The organism is Variovorax sp. GW823-FHT04B03, assembly GCF_058796495.1.
In genome coordinates, this window is record NZ_JBXAIT010000006.1 from 506005 (window position 1) to 519959 (window position 13955).

At 70.0% G+C, this 13955-nt stretch carries 18 protein-coding genes; 16 read left to right on the plus strand and 2 right to left on the minus strand.

Annotated features, from left to right (window positions below):
• Positions 1–4 precede the first annotated feature (4 nt).
• Genes AC1RAD_RS26325 through AC1RAD_RS26335 form a run of 3 tightly spaced genes read left to right on the plus strand, consistent with a single transcriptional unit; the run spans position 5 to position 1552 of the window.
• The gene (locus tag AC1RAD_RS26325; protein WP_095948763.1) at positions 5–433 is read left to right on the plus strand and encodes an ExbD/TolR family protein; all 429 of its coding nucleotides are present in this window, start codon (positions 5–7) and stop codon (positions 431–433) included.
• A gap of 28 nt (positions 434–461) precedes the next feature.
• On the plus strand, positions 462–899 hold the full coding sequence (locus tag AC1RAD_RS26330; RefSeq protein WP_307587139.1) for an ExbD/TolR family protein: 438 nt from the start codon (positions 462–464) through the stop codon (positions 897–899).
• A complete protein-coding gene (locus AC1RAD_RS26335) occupies positions 896–1552 on the plus strand; it encodes an energy transducer TonB (RefSeq protein ID WP_354342429.1) in 657 nt (218 codons plus the stop codon). Before AC1RAD_RS26330 ends, AC1RAD_RS26335 begins: the two co-directional genes overlap by 4 nt.
• A gap of 24 nt (positions 1553–1576) precedes the next feature.
• On the opposite strand, the gene AC1RAD_RS26340 is transcribed toward AC1RAD_RS26335, so the two are convergent.
• Positions 1577–2044 (minus strand): helix-turn-helix transcriptional regulator, encoded by a 468-nt coding sequence (locus tag AC1RAD_RS26340; RefSeq protein ID WP_159273067.1) that lies wholly within the window; start codon positions 2042–2044, stop codon positions 1577–1579.
• 144 nt (positions 2045–2188) lie between these two features.
• Here AC1RAD_RS26340 and AC1RAD_RS26345 point away from each other — a divergent pair, with 144 nt between their 5' ends.
• The 13 genes from AC1RAD_RS26345 (at position 2189) to AC1RAD_RS26405 (ending at position 13406) form a co-directional block, all read left to right on the plus strand.
• Positions 2189–3250, plus strand: a complete 1062-nt coding sequence (locus tag AC1RAD_RS26345) for a class I SAM-dependent methyltransferase (protein WP_062482952.1) — start codon at positions 2189–2191, stop codon at positions 3248–3250.
• A gap of 16 nt (positions 3251–3266) precedes the next feature.
• Positions 3267–3488 (plus strand): DUF1059 domain-containing protein, encoded by a 222-nt coding sequence (locus AC1RAD_RS26350; protein ID WP_492731191.1) that lies wholly within the window; start codon positions 3267–3269, stop codon positions 3486–3488.
• 88 nt (positions 3489–3576) lie between these two features.
• The gene (locus tag AC1RAD_RS26355; protein ID WP_492738017.1) at positions 3577–5907 is read left to right on the plus strand and encodes a heavy metal translocating P-type ATPase; all 2331 of its coding nucleotides are present in this window, start codon (positions 3577–3579) and stop codon (positions 5905–5907) included.
• A complete protein-coding gene (ccoS, locus tag AC1RAD_RS26360; RefSeq protein WP_062481719.1) occupies positions 5907–6044 on the plus strand; it encodes a cbb3-type cytochrome oxidase assembly protein CcoS in 138 nt (45 codons plus the stop codon). Before AC1RAD_RS26355 ends, ccoS begins: the two co-directional genes overlap by 1 nt.
• Positions 6045–6131: 87 nt before the next feature.
• Positions 6132–7574, plus strand: coding sequence for a cytochrome-c oxidase, cbb3-type subunit I (ccoN, locus tag AC1RAD_RS26365; protein WP_492738019.1), 1443 nt, complete (start codon positions 6132–6134; stop codon positions 7572–7574).
• Between the two features lie 18 nt (positions 7575–7592).
• On the plus strand, positions 7593–8237 hold the full coding sequence (ccoO, locus tag AC1RAD_RS26370; RefSeq protein WP_062481700.1) for a cytochrome-c oxidase, cbb3-type subunit II: 645 nt from the start codon (positions 7593–7595) through the stop codon (positions 8235–8237).
• A gap of 23 nt (positions 8238–8260) precedes the next feature.
• Positions 8261–8401 carry a cbb3-type cytochrome oxidase subunit 3 gene (locus AC1RAD_RS26375; protein WP_062481697.1) on the plus strand — a complete coding sequence of 47 codons (141 nt, stop codon included), beginning with the start codon at positions 8261–8263 and terminating at the stop codon, positions 8399–8401.
• 14 nt (positions 8402–8415) lie between these two features.
• Positions 8416–9330 carry a cytochrome-c oxidase, cbb3-type subunit III gene (gene ccoP / locus AC1RAD_RS26380; RefSeq protein ID WP_159273071.1) on the plus strand — a complete coding sequence of 305 codons (915 nt, stop codon included), beginning with the start codon at positions 8416–8418 and terminating at the stop codon, positions 9328–9330.
• A complete protein-coding gene (gene ccoG / locus AC1RAD_RS26385) occupies positions 9327–10754 on the plus strand; it encodes a cytochrome c oxidase accessory protein CcoG (RefSeq protein WP_492738021.1) in 1428 nt (475 codons plus the stop codon). Before ccoP ends, ccoG begins: the two co-directional genes overlap by 4 nt.
• An 11-nt stretch (positions 10755–10765) precedes the next feature.
• Positions 10766–11056 carry a FixH family protein gene (locus AC1RAD_RS26390; RefSeq protein WP_070062094.1) on the plus strand — a complete coding sequence of 97 codons (291 nt, stop codon included), beginning with the start codon at positions 10766–10768 and terminating at the stop codon, positions 11054–11056.
• A 5-nt stretch (positions 11057–11061) separates the two neighbouring features.
• On the plus strand, positions 11062–11295 hold the full coding sequence (locus tag AC1RAD_RS26395) for a hypothetical protein (protein WP_223301390.1): 234 nt from the start codon (positions 11062–11064) through the stop codon (positions 11293–11295).
• Entirely contained in the window at positions 11292–12698 is a 1407-nt protein-coding gene (hemN, locus tag AC1RAD_RS26400; RefSeq protein WP_492738022.1) for an oxygen-independent coproporphyrinogen III oxidase, read from the plus strand. The genes AC1RAD_RS26395 and hemN overlap by 4 nt, the downstream gene beginning before the upstream one ends.
• Before the next feature lie 6 nt (positions 12699–12704).
• The gene (locus tag AC1RAD_RS26405) at positions 12705–13406 is read left to right on the plus strand and encodes a sulfite exporter TauE/SafE family protein (protein ID WP_492738023.1); all 702 of its coding nucleotides are present in this window, start codon (positions 12705–12707) and stop codon (positions 13404–13406) included.
• Between the two features lie 12 nt (positions 13407–13418).
• Here AC1RAD_RS26405 and AC1RAD_RS26410 read toward each other — a convergent pair whose 3' ends face one another.
• Positions 13419–13901, minus strand: a complete 483-nt coding sequence (locus AC1RAD_RS26410; RefSeq protein ID WP_235926376.1) for a Rossmann-fold NAD(P)-binding domain-containing protein — start codon at positions 13899–13901, stop codon at positions 13419–13421.
• Positions 13902–13955 lie beyond the last annotated feature (54 nt).

The window sequence follows — 13955 nt, forward strand, 5'->3', positions numbered from 1 at the left end:
CGCCATGGCGATGAACATCCCGGCCTCCGGGGGAGACGAGGAACAGGCCATCGCGGCCATCAACACCACGCCGCTGGTCGACGTGATGCTGGTGCTGCTGATCATCTTCCTCATCACCATCCCGGTGGTCAATTACTCGGTGCCCGTCGCGGTGCCGAAGGAGCGCAACGAGGTGCGCGAGAGCAAGCCCGAGACCGTCGTGATCTCGGTGGACGCCGCCGGCCGCACCTACTGGTACGACACGCCGGTGCGTGACACGCCCGCGCTGGTGGCGCGGCTCACCAAGGTGGCGGCCCTGAACCCGCAGCCCGAGGTGCACATCCGCGGCGACTGGCATTCCGACTACGAGCCGGTGGGCCGGATCATCTACGCCTGCCAGGCGGCCGGGATCGCCAAGGTGGGCTTCATCACCGAGCCGCCCGCGCGCAACTGAGACGAGCAGACAGCGAGACAAGCAAGCCATGCCAAGAAAACAGAAGCAGGGGCGGCGCAGCAGCACGCCTTCCGACGAGCCGATGATGGACATCAACACCACGCCGCTCATCGACGTGATGCTGGTGCTGCTGATCATGCTGATCATCACCATCCCGATCCAGCTGCATTCGGTGAACCTGAACATGCCCACGGGCAACCCGCCGCCCAGCGACCTCAAGCCCGAGGTGCTGCGCATCGACATCGACGCGCTCAGCGTCGTGCAGTGGAACGGCGAACCGCTGGCCGACCGCAGCGAGATGGAACGGCGCTTCGAGCAGGTCGCCGCGCAGGCCGTGCAGCCCGAGGTGCACCTGCGGCCCGACCGGCGCGCGAAGTATGAAGTGGTGGCCGGCGTGATGGCCTCGGCGCAGCGCACGGGCGTGAGCAAGCTGGGCATCGTGGGCGCGGAGCAGTTCATCCCATGAAGCGCTCCCGCAAGGACTTCAACCCGAAATCACGCTTCGGCCCCGTGGGCATCGCCGTGATGGTGCTGTTCCACGTCGGCGTGGGCTATGCGCTCGTGTCGGGGCTGGCGCGCCAGACGGTCGAGCTGATCAAGAAGCCGATGGACGCGACCATCATCAGCGAGATCAAGCCGCCGCCGCCTCCACCCCCGCCGCCCCCGCCGCCGAAGAAGATCGTGCGCCAGGAAACGCCCAAGGCCCCGCCGCCGCCGCGCCCGGCCTACGTGCCGCCGCCGGCCGTGACACCGCCGGCCACGTCGGCGCCCGCGATCACCGCCGTGCAGAACACCGAGCCCGTGGCGCCGCCGCCGGCCGCACCGCCGGCGCCCCCCGCGCCGCCGGCCCCGCCGAAGGCGACCACCACCGACATCGCGGTGGCCTGCCCGCGGCAGGTCAAGCCCGAGATGCCGCGCAAGGCGATGGACGAAGGCATCGGCGGTGTGGTCAAGGCCGAGGTGCGCATCAAGGGCGGCCATGTGCAGGAGGTGCGCTTCCTGTCGGGGCCGCGCGTGTACCACTCGGCCGTGCGCGCCGCGGTGATGCGCTACGAATGCCAGACCACGGGCGATGCCGAGGTGCTGGCGACGCAGGAGTTCGTCTTCCGCATCGAATAGGGAGACGGAGCCGATCTCTCTTCTTCAGACAGATCGGCCCATGGCGAGCGCGCGCATCACGGCGGCCGTGCGCGTCTCCACGCCCAGCTTCACGTAGACATGCTCCAGGTGCTTGTGCACGGTGCGGGGGCTGATCGTCAGCAGGGCGGCGATCTCGGCATCGGTCTTGCCCTGCGAGAGCCAGTGCATGACATCGCCCTCGCGCGGCGTGAGGCCGGCGGGCTGTGCATCCGGCAACGGCGCGGGAGCGCGGCAGGCCAGCCGGTACAGGAAGGCCACCGCCATCGCATGCTCCAGCCCCACGCGCCGGCAGTAGTCGGCCTGCTGGGCGGCGCGGCGCAATTCGCGCCGGCCCGGCGCCTTGGCGATGCGGCGGGTGGTGCGCGTGGGATGCGCGTCGGCGCTGCGATGCCGCACGGGCACATGGCCGGACTCCAGTTTGTCCAGCAGGCGAAGTGCGCTCGCCCAATCGTTGCGCGACAGGTGCGTCATGGCATGCCCTTTCACGGTGCATACGCATTGCTGCGTATGGCGCCCGCACGCATCGAGAGACAGGATGCTCGCAGGCCCTTTGCCTCGAATTCAGTATAGGCAGGCAGCGGGCGCGCCAGTCGCTTGTCGACGAAGGGGATACACATGGCCATCGACGAAACACGGCTTAACGCGTTCATGGGTAACTTCGTCCACGACATCGGGGCCGTGATGCATGCGGCGACCATCGTCGTCGGCGACCAGCTCGGCCTGTACAAGGCGCTGGCCGAAGGCCCCGCCACCGCGGAGCAGCTCGCCCGCCGCACCGAGACCGACCCGCGCTACCTGCGCGAATGGCTCTCGGCCCAGGCCGCCAGCGGCTACGTCGAGTACGACCCGAAAGGCGAGCTGTTCTCGCTGACCGAGGAACAGGCCTTCGCGCTGGCCGAGGAAGGCAGCCCGGCCTTCGTGCCCGGCGCGTTCCAGATCGCCGTGGCGCAGTTCAAGATCATTCCCAAGATGGTCCAGGCCATGCGCACGGGCCTGGGCATCGGCTGGCACGAGCACGACGTGGCCCTGTTCCATGGCACCGAGCGCTTCTTCCGGCCCGGCTACGCGGCCAACCTGGTGAGCCAGTGGATTCCGGCGCTCGAAGGCATCGAGCCCTTGCTGAAAAGCGGCGCGCGCGTGGCGGACGTGGGCTGCGGGCACGGCGCCTCAACGCTGCTGATGGCGCAGGCCTATCCCCAATCCAGCTTCGTCGGCTTCGACTACCACGCGCCTTCGATCGAGCGCGCACGCGAAACCGCGCGCAAGGCCGGCGTCGACGATGAGAAGCGCCTGCGCTTCGAGGTCGCGAGCGCCAAGGATTTCCCCGGTGAAGACTACGACCTGGTCGCGGTCTTCGACTGCCTGCACGACATGGGCGACCCCGTCGGCGCGGCGGCGCACGTGCGGCGCACCCTCAAGCCGCAGGGCACGTGGATGATCGTCGAACCCTTTGCCAACGACCGGCTGGAAGACAACATCAACCCGGTGGGGCGCGTGTTCTATTCGGCCTCCAGCTTCATCTGCACGCCGGCCTCGCGTTCGCAGGAAGTGGGCCTGTGCCTGGGCGCGCAGGCCGGCGAAGCGCGCCTGCGCGATGTCGTTTCGCAGGGCGGCTTCTCGCATTTCCGCCGCGCCAGCGAGACGCCTTTCAACCTGATCTTCGAAGCACGTCCGTAAGGACAAAGGAGGCGCCATGTCCCGCCAATACATCGACTGCCGCGAGTATCCGAGCACGATGAACTGCAGTGTCGCGCTCTGCGCCGATTCCGAAGGCGAGCTGCTCGATGCTGCCGTCCAGCATGCCGTGGCCGTGCACGGCCACACCGACACGCCCGAACTGCGCAAGCAGCTGGCGAGCATGTTCAAGGCCGGCACACCGCCGGTGGAGCTGGAGTCCGCGAAGACACCTGCCTGACGGTGATGGTTGTGCGCGGCCCCGGCCGCCGCAACGAACCTTGATGCAGATCAAACGCTTGCATCGGCCCGGCATTTAGCCTGCCCCGATGCAAGCTTCCGCCGCGCTCGCGCCGTTTCCGTCCGTTCCATCGTCTGCGGGGGCCGATGCCCGCGCCGACGCCTGGCAGCTGCTCGACGACCCCGCCGAGTGGGCCGCGTTCGGCCGCCCGCTGGAGGCCGGTACGGGCCGCTGGGAATCGCAGGTGGCGGTCGAGGGCATGCACTGCGCGGGCTGCGCCTTCACCGTCGAGGCCGCGCTGGCGCAGGTGCCCGGCGTGGCCGAGGTGCAGGTGAATGCCGCGAGCCGGCGCGCGCGCGTCGTGTGGTCGGCCACGGCCACGCGGCCTTCGCGCTGGTTCGAAGCCAGCGCGCGCGCGGGCTACCCCTTGCTGCCGGCCGGCAGCCGCAGCGCGCGCGAGACGCGCACGCGCGAACTGCGCATGGCGCTGTGGCGCTGGCTGGTCGCGGGCTTTTGCATGATGCAGGTGATGATGTACGCCTACCCGGCCTACGTCGCGCGCCCCGGCGACATGACGGCCGATGCGGCGCAGCTGCTGCGCTGGGCCTCGTGGGTGCTCAGCCTGCCCGTGGTGCTGTTCTCGTGCGGGCCCTTCTTTCGCAGCGCCTGGCGCGACCTGCGCATCGGCCGTGTCGGCATGGACCTGCCCGTGACCTTCGGCGTGGTCATCACCTTCGTGGTGAGCACGGCCGCCACCTTCGACCCCACGGGGCCGCTGGGGCACGAGGTCTACTTCGACTCGCTGACGATGTTCGTCTTCTTCCTGCTCACCGGCCGCTGGCTCGAGGCGCGGCTGCGCGACCGCACGGCCGGCGCGCTCGAGGCGCTGATGCACCGGCTGCCCGACAGCGTGGAGCGCCTCGCGCCCGACGGCGCATGGACGCGCGTGGCGGTGCGCCGGCTCGGCGCGGGCGACGTGGTGCGCGTGCGCCCCGGCGAGGCCTTTCCGGCCGACGGCACGGTGATCGACGGCGACACCACCGCCGACGAGGCGCTGCTCACCGGCGAGTCGCGCCCCGTGCCGCGCCCCTGCGGCGACCGCGTGCTCGCGGGCAGCCACAACCTCTCGGCCGTGGTGCAGGTGCGCATCGCGTCGGTGGGCGAGGGCACGCGCTTCGCGCAGATCGTGCGCCTCATGGAAAACGCCGCGCTCGACAAGCCGCGCCTGGCCCGGCTCGCCGATCGCGTGGCGCGGCCCTTTCTCATCGCCGTGCTGGCCTGCGCGTTCGGCGCGGGCGCGCTGTGGTGGACGGTCGATCCCGGCAAGGCGCTGATGGTCGCGGTGGCGGTGCTGATCGTCACCTGCCCGTGCGCGTTGTCGCTGGCCACGCCGGCCGCGATGCTCGCGAGCGCGGGTGCGCTGGCGCGCGGCGGCGTGCTCACCTCGAACCTGCAGGCGCTCGAAGCGCTGGCCGGCGTCGACACCGTGGTGTTCGACAAGACCGGCACGCTCACGGGCGACACGCCGCGCCTGGAGCGCGTGTACTGCCGCCAGGGCCTGCGCCCCGGCGATGCGCTGGAGATCGGCGCGGCGCTCGCGGCGCTGTCGCTGCACCCGGCGGCGCGCGCGCTCGTGAACGCCTGGCAGGCGCAGTTCCGTGCGCCGCCGGCCTGGTCGGCGACGCAGCTGCGCGAGACGGTGGGGCAGGGCGTGGCGGCCTCGCTGCACCGGCGCGATGCGGTGGACGACCACGGTGCGCGCCCCGTGCGGCTGGGCTCCGCGGCCTTCTGCGAGGTGCCGCCGCTGCAGGTCGATGCGGCGCAGATCCACCTGAGCGACGACGAGGGCTGGCTCGCCAGCTTCGTGCTCGCCGAGGAGCTGCGCCCCGACGCCACGCAGGCCGTGACGGCGCTGCAGGCGCAGGGGCTGTCGGTGCGGCTGCTCTCGGGCGACCGCGAGAACGCGGCGCGTGCCATCGGCGCGCAGGCCGGCATCGCGGCGGTGCAGGGCGACTGCGCACCGGAAGACAAGCTCGAGGTGCTGTGGCAATTGCAGGCGGCCGGGCGCGAGGTGGCGATGGTCGGCGACGGGCTGAACGACGGCCCGAGCCTGGCGCGCGCCAACGCCTCGTTCGCCTTCGGCCAGGCCGTGCCGCTGTCGCGTGCACGGGCCGACTTCGTGGTGCTTGGCGATGCGCTGCAGGCCATTCCCGCGGCCGTGGCGCAGGCGCGCCGCACGCTGCGCGTGGTGCGCCAGAACCTGTTCTGGGCCGCGGCCTACAACGCCGTGTGCGTGCCGCTGGCCGTGGCCGGCTGGCTGCCGCCCTGGCTCGCGGGGCTGGGCATGGCGGCGAGCTCGCTGCTGGTGGTGCTCAACGCGGCGCGGCTCGCTGCGCCAGGCAAGGCGGCGGTGGCCTGATGGACGTCCTGTTCCTGCTCGTGCCGCTGTCGGTGGTGCTCGTTCTGGCGATCCTCGGGGGGCTCTGGTGGGCCATCGAGCGCGGCCAGTTCGAGGACATCGAGGTCGAAGGCGACCGCATCCTGAACAACGACTGACACAGCGATTGATGGCTTGATCTGCATCAAGCCTGCCCGGGCGACGCGGGCAGACACTGCCCGCAAACCACATCTACGGGCACCACGATGCAGCAGACCACGCACCCTCCCGCGGCCATCTACGACGACACCGTCGTGCGGCAGTTCGCACTCATGTCGGTGGTCTGGGGGGTGGTCGGCATGCTGGTCGGCGTGATCATCGCCTCGCAGCTGACCTGGCCCGAACTCAACCTCGGCATTCCCTGGCTCAGCTACGGCCGCCTGCGCCCGCTGCACACCAACGCGGTGATCTTCGCCTTCGGCGGCTGCGCGCTCATGGCCACGAGCTTTCACGTCGTGCAGCGCACCTGCCAGGTGCGGCTGTTCGCACCGGCGCTGGCCTCGTTCGTGTTCTGGGGCTGGCAGCTGGTGATCGTCGCCGCCGCCATCAGCCTGCCGCTGGGCTACACCAGCGGCAAGGAATACGCCGAGCTCGAATGGCCCATCGACATCCTGATCGCGGTGGTCTGGGTGGCCTACGCCATCGTGTTCTTCGGCACCATCGGCCTGCGCAAGGTGCGCCACATCTACGTGGCCAACTGGTTCTACGGCGCCTTCATCATCGCGGTGGCGCTGCTGCACATCGTCAACAGCGCGGCCGTTCCGGCCGGCTGGATGAAGAGCTACTCGGCCTACGCCGGCGTGCAGGACGCGATGGTGCAGTGGTGGTACGGCCACAACGCCGTGGGCTTCTTCCTCACGGCCGGCTTCCTGGGAATGATGTACTACTACATCCCCAAGCAGGCGGGGCGCCCGGTGTACTCGTACCGGCTGTCGATCGTGCACTTCTGGGCGCTGATCTTCACCTACATGTGGGCCGGCCCGCACCATCTGCACTACACCGCGCTGCCCGACTGGACGCAGTCGCTGGGCATGGTGTTCTCGCTCATCCTTCTCGCGCCCAGCTGGGGCGGCATGATCAACGGCGTGATGACGCTCTCGGGCGCCTGGCACAAGCTGCGCACCGACCCGATCCTGCGCTTCCTGATCGTTGCGCTGTCGTTCTACGGCATGTCGACCTTCGAGGGCCCGATGATGTCCATCAAGACCGTCAACGCCCTGAGCCACTACACCGACTGGACCGTGGGCCACGTGCACTCCGGCGCGCTGGGCTGGGTGGGCTTCATCACCATGGGGTCGCTGTACTACCTGATCCCGCGCATGTACGGCCGCCTCGCCATGTACAGCGTGCGCGCCATCGACGTGCACTTCTGGATGGCCACCATCGGCATCGTGCTGTACATCGCCGCGATGTGGATCGCCGGCGTGATGCAGGGCCTCATGTGGCGCGAGATCAATGACGACGGCACGCTGACCTACACCTTCGTCGAAAGCGTGAAGGCCACCTTCCCCTACTACCTGGTGCGCGTGATCGGCGGCGTGCTCTACCTGGGCGGCATGCTGGTCATGGCCTGGAACGTCTGGATGACCGTGATCACCGGACGCTCGGTGCGCGCCGAGATCCCGGCCGTTGCCGCCGCCCACGCTTGAAGCCCCCGAGGACGCACGATGAACGCACCTGACAACCAGAACTCCGCACCCGCCGCCACCGGCTTCACGCACGAGAAGGTCGAGACCAACAACCTGCTGATGATCGTTCTGATCCTGCTGGTGGTGGCCATCGGCGGCCTCGTGGAGATCGTGCCGCTGTTCTTCCAGAAGTCGACCACCGAGGCCGTGGAGGGCGTGAAGCCGCTCACGCCGCTGCAGCTGGCCGGCCGCGACGTGTACCTGCGCGAGGGTTGCTACAACTGCCACTCGCAGATGATCCGCCCCTTCCGCTCGGAGACGCTGCGCTACGGCCACTACTCGGTGGCCGGCGAGTTCGTGTACGACCACCCCTTCCAGTGGGGCAGCAAGCGCACCGGCCCCGACCTGCACCGCGTGGGTGGCAAGTACAGCGACGAGTGGCACCGCATCCACCTGAACAACCCGCGCGACCTCGTGCCCGAGTCGAACATGCCGGCCTACCCGTGGCTGGAGAAGGGGCTGGTCGACGCCGGCAGCATCGCCACCCGCATGCGCGCGCTGCGCACGGTGGGCGTGCCCTACACCGACGAAGAGATTGCCAAGGCCGCCGACGAGGTTGCCGGCAAGACCGACATGGACGCCACCGTGGCCTACCTGCAGTCGCTGGGCCTGGCGCTCAAGTAAGAAGAAAGAACAGGCAACGCCCCATGACCGACATCACCACCCTGCGCATCGCCGCCACCATCGCCTGCTTCGTCGTCTTCATCGGCATCGTGGCCTGGGCCTGCTCGCGCCGCAACACGCAGCGCTTCGCCGAAGCGGCGCGCCTGCCCTTCGAGCAAGACTGACGCGGAGCCCCACGATGAGCGACTTCATCAACAACTTCTGGTCCAGCTACGTGGCCGTGGCCTCGCTGCTGAGCATCCTGGGCTGCGTGCTGCTCCTGTGGCTCACGGCGCGCAAGCGCGTGCCTTCCGACGCCGACAACACCACCGGCCACGTGTGGGACGAAGACCTGCGCGAAGCCAACAACCCGCTGCCGCTGTGGTGGGTGGGCCTGTTCGTGTTGACCATCGTCTTCTCGCTCGGCTACCTGGCCGTGTTCCCGGGCCTGGGCAGCTTCCGCGGCACGAACGACTGGAGCTCGCGCGCCGAGTACCAGCAGGACGTGGCCAAGGCCACGCAGGCGCTGGCGCCGGTGTACGCGCGCTACGCGCCCATGCCCCTGGAGGAGGTCGCGCGCGACCCGCAGGCCCGCGCCATCGGCGAGCGCCTGTTCATGAACAACTGCGCCCAGTGCCACGGCTCCGACGCGCGCGGCAGCAAGGGCTTTCCCAACCTCACCGATGCCGACTGGCTGCACGGCGGCACGCCCGACAAGATCGTCGAATCGATCACCAAGGGCCGCATCGGCACCATGCCGCCGGCCGCCGCGATGGTCGGCACGCCCGACGACGTGAAGAACGTTGCCAACTACGTGCTGAGCCTGTCGGGCGAGCCGCACGACTCGCTGCGCGCGGGCCTGGGCAAGCCCAAGTTCGCCGCCTGCGCGGCCTGCCACGGCATCGGCGGCGTGGGCAACCCGGCGCTGGGCGCCCCGCGCCTGAACGACCGCATCTGGCTGCACGGCTACGGCGAGGCCGCCATCGTGCAGATCATCAACGAGGGCAAGCACAGCGCCATGCCCGCGCAGGAAGGCCGCCTGACCGAGGCGCAGATCAAGCTGCTGGCCTCCTACGTGTGGGGCATGTCCAACCCTGCGACCGGGACGCCATGACGCGAAAGACGGTCATCCCGATCGTCAGTGCGCCGCCCGCCGCCGCGCCGGAGGTCGGCCTGTACGAGGCGACGAAGAAGATCTACCCGCGCAGCGTGCAGGGCCTGTTCGCGCGCTGGCGCTGGGCCATGGTCTTTCTCACGCAGCTGGTGTTCTACGGCATGCCCTGGGTGGAATGGGGCGAGCGGCAGATGGTGCTGTTCGACCTGGCCGCGCGGCGCTTCTACATCTTCGGGCTGGTGCTGTACCCGCAGGACCTGATCTACCTGTCGGGGCTGCTGGTGATCAGCGCGCTCTCGCTGTTCCTCTTCACCGCCGTGGCCGGGCGCCTGTGGTGCGGCTACGCCTGCCCGCAGACCGTCTACACCGAGATGTTCCTGTGGGTGGAGCAGCGCATCGAAGGCAACCGCAGCGCGCGCATCCGGCTCGACGCCGGCGCGTTCTCGCTCGAGAAGCTGGTGAAGAAGGCCTTCAAGCACCTCGTCTGGATCGGCATCGCGCTGTGGACCGGCTTCACCTTCGTGGGCTACTTCACGCCCATCCGCGAGCTGGGCATGGCCTTCCTGCAGACGCAGATGGGCTCGTGGGAGGTGTTCTGGGTGTTCTTCTACGGCTTTGCCACGTACGGCAACGCCGGCTTCATGCGCGAGCAGGTGTGCAAGTACATGTGCCCCTACGCGCGCTTCCAGAGCGCGATGTTCGACCGCGACACGCTCATCGTCAGCTACGACCCGCGGCGCGGCGAGCCGCGCGCACCGCGCCGCAAGAACGTCGACCCGCGCAGCGCCGCCTTGGGCGACTGCATCGACTGCAGCCTGTGCGTGCAGGTGTGCCCCACCGGCATCGACATCCGCCAGGGCCTGCAGTACGAGTGCATCGGCTGCGGCCTGTGCGTGGACGCCTGCGACAGCGTGATGGACAAGATGGGCTACGCGCCGCGCCTCATCCGCTACGACACGCAGAACGGCATGGAGGCCGGCTGGTCGCGCCGCCAGCTGTGGCGCCGCGTGCTGCGCCCGCGCGTGCTGGTCTACACCGCGTTGCTCGCGCTGCTGGTGGTGGGCCTGCTCGCCAGCCTGGTCGCGCGCACGCCGCTGAAGGTCGACGTGGTGCGCGACCGCGCCTCGCTGGCGCGCATCGTCGAGGGCGGGCGGCTGGAGAACGTCTACCGGCTGCAGATCATGAATGCGACCGAACGCACGCAGCACTACCGCATCGCCGCGCGCGGCATCGACGGGTTGAGCGTGGCGTCGCCCGACGACGCCGTCGAGGTCGAGCCCGCGCAGGCGCGCTGGGTCGCGGTGCGGCTGCAGGTGCCTTATGGCGCCGCGCCGGCCGGTTCGCACACGGTGCACTTCGACATCCGGCAAGCGGATGGCGCGGCGCAGGTTTCCGAAAAAGCGGTCTTCCTGGTGCCGCGCTGAAAGGTCTTCCCATGAACGATGCCCTGCCGATGAACGCGCCCGCGACCTCCGGCCCCTGGTGGCGCTACCCGCTGGTCTGGCTGGTGATCGCGGGGCCCGCCGCCGTGGTGCTCGCGAGCATCGCGACCGTGTGGCTGGCGCTGCGCACGCCCGAAGTGCTGGTGTCGGAGGACTACTACCGCGAAGGCATCGAGATCAACCGCACGCTGGCCGACAAGAAGCGCATGCCGGCGCAGGCCGGGCGCAACCACGCGGCGACGCCCGAGGACGATGTGCCGGTGCCCCGGAGGGGCGCGCAGTGAGTGCCATGCGCCGCATCGCCGGCATCCTGTGGCCGTCGTTCCTCGTGGCCTGCGGCATGGAGGTGCTGGTGTTCGCGATGATCGATCCGATCCATTCGTACTGCGGCGCGGATGCGCTGCGCATGTCGCGCCAGGGCATCTACACCGTGTCCTTCTTCGTGTTCTGGCTGATGGCGGCGGCCTCGAGCGCGTGCACCACGCTGCTGGCGCTGCCGTCCGAGAAAGAGACTGCGTCATGAGCTTGCCCCTGGCCTGCGTTGCCGAGACCCCGTCCGTGTTGCCCGTCGAGCTGCTGCGCCGCTTCGACGTGCCCGGCCCGCGCTACACCTCGTACCCGACGGCCGATCGCTTCGTCGAGACTTTCTGTGCCGGCGACTATGCGCAGGCGCTGCACTTGCGGCGCGACGCGGACACGGTCGGCGAGCCGCTGTCGCTGTACGTGCACATCCCGTTCTGCGAATCGCTGTGCTACTACTGCGCCTGCAACAAGGTCGTGACCAAGCACCGCGAGCGCGGACGGCAATACCTCGACTACCTCGCGCGCGAAGTGGCGCTGCAGGTCGCGCAGCTCGGGCCCGGTGCGCCGGTCGGCCAGCTGCACCTGGGCGGCGGCACGCCGACCTTTCTCGACGATGAGGAACTGGGCGAACTGGTGACCCTGCTGCGCCGCGCGTTCGCCTTCGTGCCGGGCGGCGAGCAGTCGATCGAGATCGATCCGCGCACCGTGGACGCGAAGCGCCTCGCGGCGCTGGCCGCGCTCGGCTTCAACCGCCTGAGCTTCGGCGTGCAGGACTTCGATCCCGCCGTGCAGCAGGCCGTGCACCGCATTCAGCCGGCGGCGCAGGTCTTCGCGCTGATGGACGCGGCGCGCGCGTTGGGTTTCAAATCGATCAACGTCGATCTGATCTACGGCCTGCCACGCCAGAACGACGCTTCGTTCGAACGCACGCTCGCGCAGATCCGCGAACTGCGGCCCGACCGCATCGCGCTGTATGCCTACGCCCACCTGCCGGAGCGCTTCAAGCCACAGCGGCGCATCGCGGCCGACGAACTGCCCGATGCGCCCACGCGCGTGCGCATGCTCGGGCGCGCGATTGCGGCGCTCAGCGAGGCCGGCTACGTCTACATCGGCATGGACCACTTCGCGCTGCCCGACGACCCACTGGCCGTGGCCAAGCGCGAAGGCCGGCTGCACCGCGACTTCCAGGGCTACAGCACGCAACCCGACGGCGACCTCGTCGCGCTCGGCGTGTCGGCCATCGGCCGCGTGGGCGCGACCTACAGCCAGAACGCGAAGACGCTGGAAGACTATTACGCGCTGCTCGACCAGGGCCGCCTGCCCGTGGTCAAGGGGCTCGCACTGTCGGACGACGACCTGCTGCGCCGCGAGGTCATCATGGCGCTGATGTGCCGGGGGCGCGTGGACTTCGACGCCGTCGAGGCCGCGCACGGCATCGCCTTCGCGGATTACTTCGCCCCCGAGCGTGCCGCGCTGGTGCCGATGGCCGAGCAGGGGCTGGTGCGCCTGTCGCCACGCGCCATCGAGGTCACCGAGGCCGGCTGGTTCCTCGTGCGCGCGGTGGCGATGGTGTTCGACCGTTATTGCGCAGCGACGCGCACGCGCTTTTCGCGCGTGGTTTAGGACGGTATGGACTCACCCGCACTCGCCGGCGCCGCATTGCTGATGGGGCTCGCGGGCGGGCCGCATTGCGTGGCCATGTGCGGCGCGGTGTCGACTGCGGTGATCCGCATCGTGCCGGCGGGCGGTCCCTCGCAGGCCGTGCATCCCATGGCACCGGTCGCCTTCCATCTCGGCCGCATGGCGAGCTACGCCGCCGCCGGCGCCATCGCCGCCGCGAGCCTGCACGGCCTGGGCGCAGCGAGCGCGCAGGTCGTGGCCTGGCGGCCGCTGTGGGTGATGCTGCATGTGTTCGTGCTTGCCTGGGGCGTGGTGCTCGCCGTCGCGGGCCGCCAGCCGTTGTGGGCGCAGCGCGCCGGGCGCGCCCTCGAAGCGCGTCTGCGGCCCATGGCCGGCGGCTCGCTGCTGGGCGTGCTCGCCACCGGCACGCTGTGGGTCGCCATGCCCTGCGGCTTGCTTTATTCGGCGCTCATGCTGGCCGCGCTGGGCAACGGGCCGCTGCAGGGTGCATCGACGATGGCGCTGTTCGCGCTGGGCAGCAGCGTCTCGCTGCTCGCCGCGCCGTGGTTGTGGCAGCGCTTGCGCGGGTGGGGCGACAGCGGCACGCGCCAGGCCTGGGGCGCGCGGCTGGCGGGGGTGTTGCTGGCAGCGGTGGCGCTGCAGGCGCTGTGGATGGACCTGAGCCACCGCATCGCCGACTGGTGCGGCTGACGCGCTATCTCGTCAGGCGATGCTCTCGATCAGCAACGCCTGCAGCACGAACCTCCGGTTGTCCGCCGCCGCCGTGCGCTCGCCGAGCAGGCCTGCGAGCGCGGCCGTGGGGTGGCTGTCGGCCGCTGCGCCGTCGTGCACCGGAATGCCCGCGTGCTGGCCGATCTGGCGCACCAGCGCCGCATCGATGCCCTCGCAGGCCACGGCGTCGTAGAGCCGCCCGAGCATGCGCGCCGTGTGCTGCAGCTCTTGCACCGGCGTGTCGGTCGACAGGCTGGAGCGCATGGTCGCGACCTGCGCGCCCAGTTCCTCGGCGGCCTGGCGCAGCAGGGCGAGCGCGGCGCTGTCGCCGGTCTCGCTGAGCAGGCCGAGGTTCTTGCCGCGCAGCAGCCGCGGCGGCGCGGTGCCGTCGAGCGCGGCGCGCTGGAGCAGCCGGGCGCGGCCCAGCAGGCTGGCCTCTCTCTGGGGCGACAGCGCGGCGGTGGAAGGGTGCATGGCAAGGTTCGACATGTGTCTCGCGGAGGCTAGCCACCGATGCCGCGCCGGCCT

Excerpts from the sequence above, each read along its gene's own strand:
- AC1RAD_RS26325 (WP_095948763.1), top strand. The coding sequence starts at position 5 with ATGGCGATGAACATCCCGGCCTCCGGGGGAGACGAGGAACAGGCCATC.
- AC1RAD_RS26330 (WP_307587139.1), top strand. The coding sequence starts at position 462 with ATGCCAAGAAAACAGAAGCAGGGGCGGCGCAGCAGCACGCCTTCCGAC.
- AC1RAD_RS26335 (WP_354342429.1), top strand. The coding sequence starts at position 896 with ATGAAGCGCTCCCGCAAGGACTTCAACCCGAAATCACGCTTCGGCCCC.
- AC1RAD_RS26340 (WP_159273067.1), bottom strand. The coding sequence starts at position 2,044 with ATGACGCACCTGTCGCGCAACGATTGGGCGAGCGCACTTCGCCTGCTG.
- AC1RAD_RS26345 (WP_062482952.1), top strand. The coding sequence starts at position 2,189 with ATGGCCATCGACGAAACACGGCTTAACGCGTTCATGGGTAACTTCGTC.
- AC1RAD_RS26350 (WP_492731191.1), top strand. The coding sequence starts at position 3,267 with ATGTCCCGCCAATACATCGACTGCCGCGAGTATCCGAGCACGATGAAC.
- AC1RAD_RS26355 (WP_492738017.1), top strand. The coding sequence starts at position 3,577 with ATGCAAGCTTCCGCCGCGCTCGCGCCGTTTCCGTCCGTTCCATCGTCT.
- ccoS (WP_062481719.1), top strand. The coding sequence starts at position 5,907 with ATGGACGTCCTGTTCCTGCTCGTGCCGCTGTCGGTGGTGCTCGTTCTG.
- ccoN (WP_492738019.1), top strand. The coding sequence starts at position 6,132 with ATGCAGCAGACCACGCACCCTCCCGCGGCCATCTACGACGACACCGTC.
- ccoO (WP_062481700.1), top strand. The coding sequence starts at position 7,593 with ATGAACGCACCTGACAACCAGAACTCCGCACCCGCCGCCACCGGCTTC.
- AC1RAD_RS26375 (WP_062481697.1), top strand. The coding sequence starts at position 8,261 with ATGACCGACATCACCACCCTGCGCATCGCCGCCACCATCGCCTGCTTC.
- ccoP (WP_159273071.1), top strand. The coding sequence starts at position 8,416 with ATGAGCGACTTCATCAACAACTTCTGGTCCAGCTACGTGGCCGTGGCC.
- ccoG (WP_492738021.1), top strand. The coding sequence starts at position 9,327 with ATGACGCGAAAGACGGTCATCCCGATCGTCAGTGCGCCGCCCGCCGCC.
- AC1RAD_RS26390 (WP_070062094.1), top strand. The coding sequence starts at position 10,766 with ATGAACGATGCCCTGCCGATGAACGCGCCCGCGACCTCCGGCCCCTGG.
- AC1RAD_RS26395 (WP_223301390.1), top strand. The coding sequence starts at position 11,062 with ATGCGCCGCATCGCCGGCATCCTGTGGCCGTCGTTCCTCGTGGCCTGC.
- hemN (WP_492738022.1), top strand. The coding sequence starts at position 11,292 with ATGAGCTTGCCCCTGGCCTGCGTTGCCGAGACCCCGTCCGTGTTGCCC.
- AC1RAD_RS26405 (WP_492738023.1), top strand. The coding sequence starts at position 12,705 with ATGGACTCACCCGCACTCGCCGGCGCCGCATTGCTGATGGGGCTCGCG.
- AC1RAD_RS26410 (WP_235926376.1), bottom strand. The coding sequence starts at position 13,901 with ATGCACCCTTCCACCGCCGCGCTGTCGCCCCAGAGAGAGGCCAGCCTG.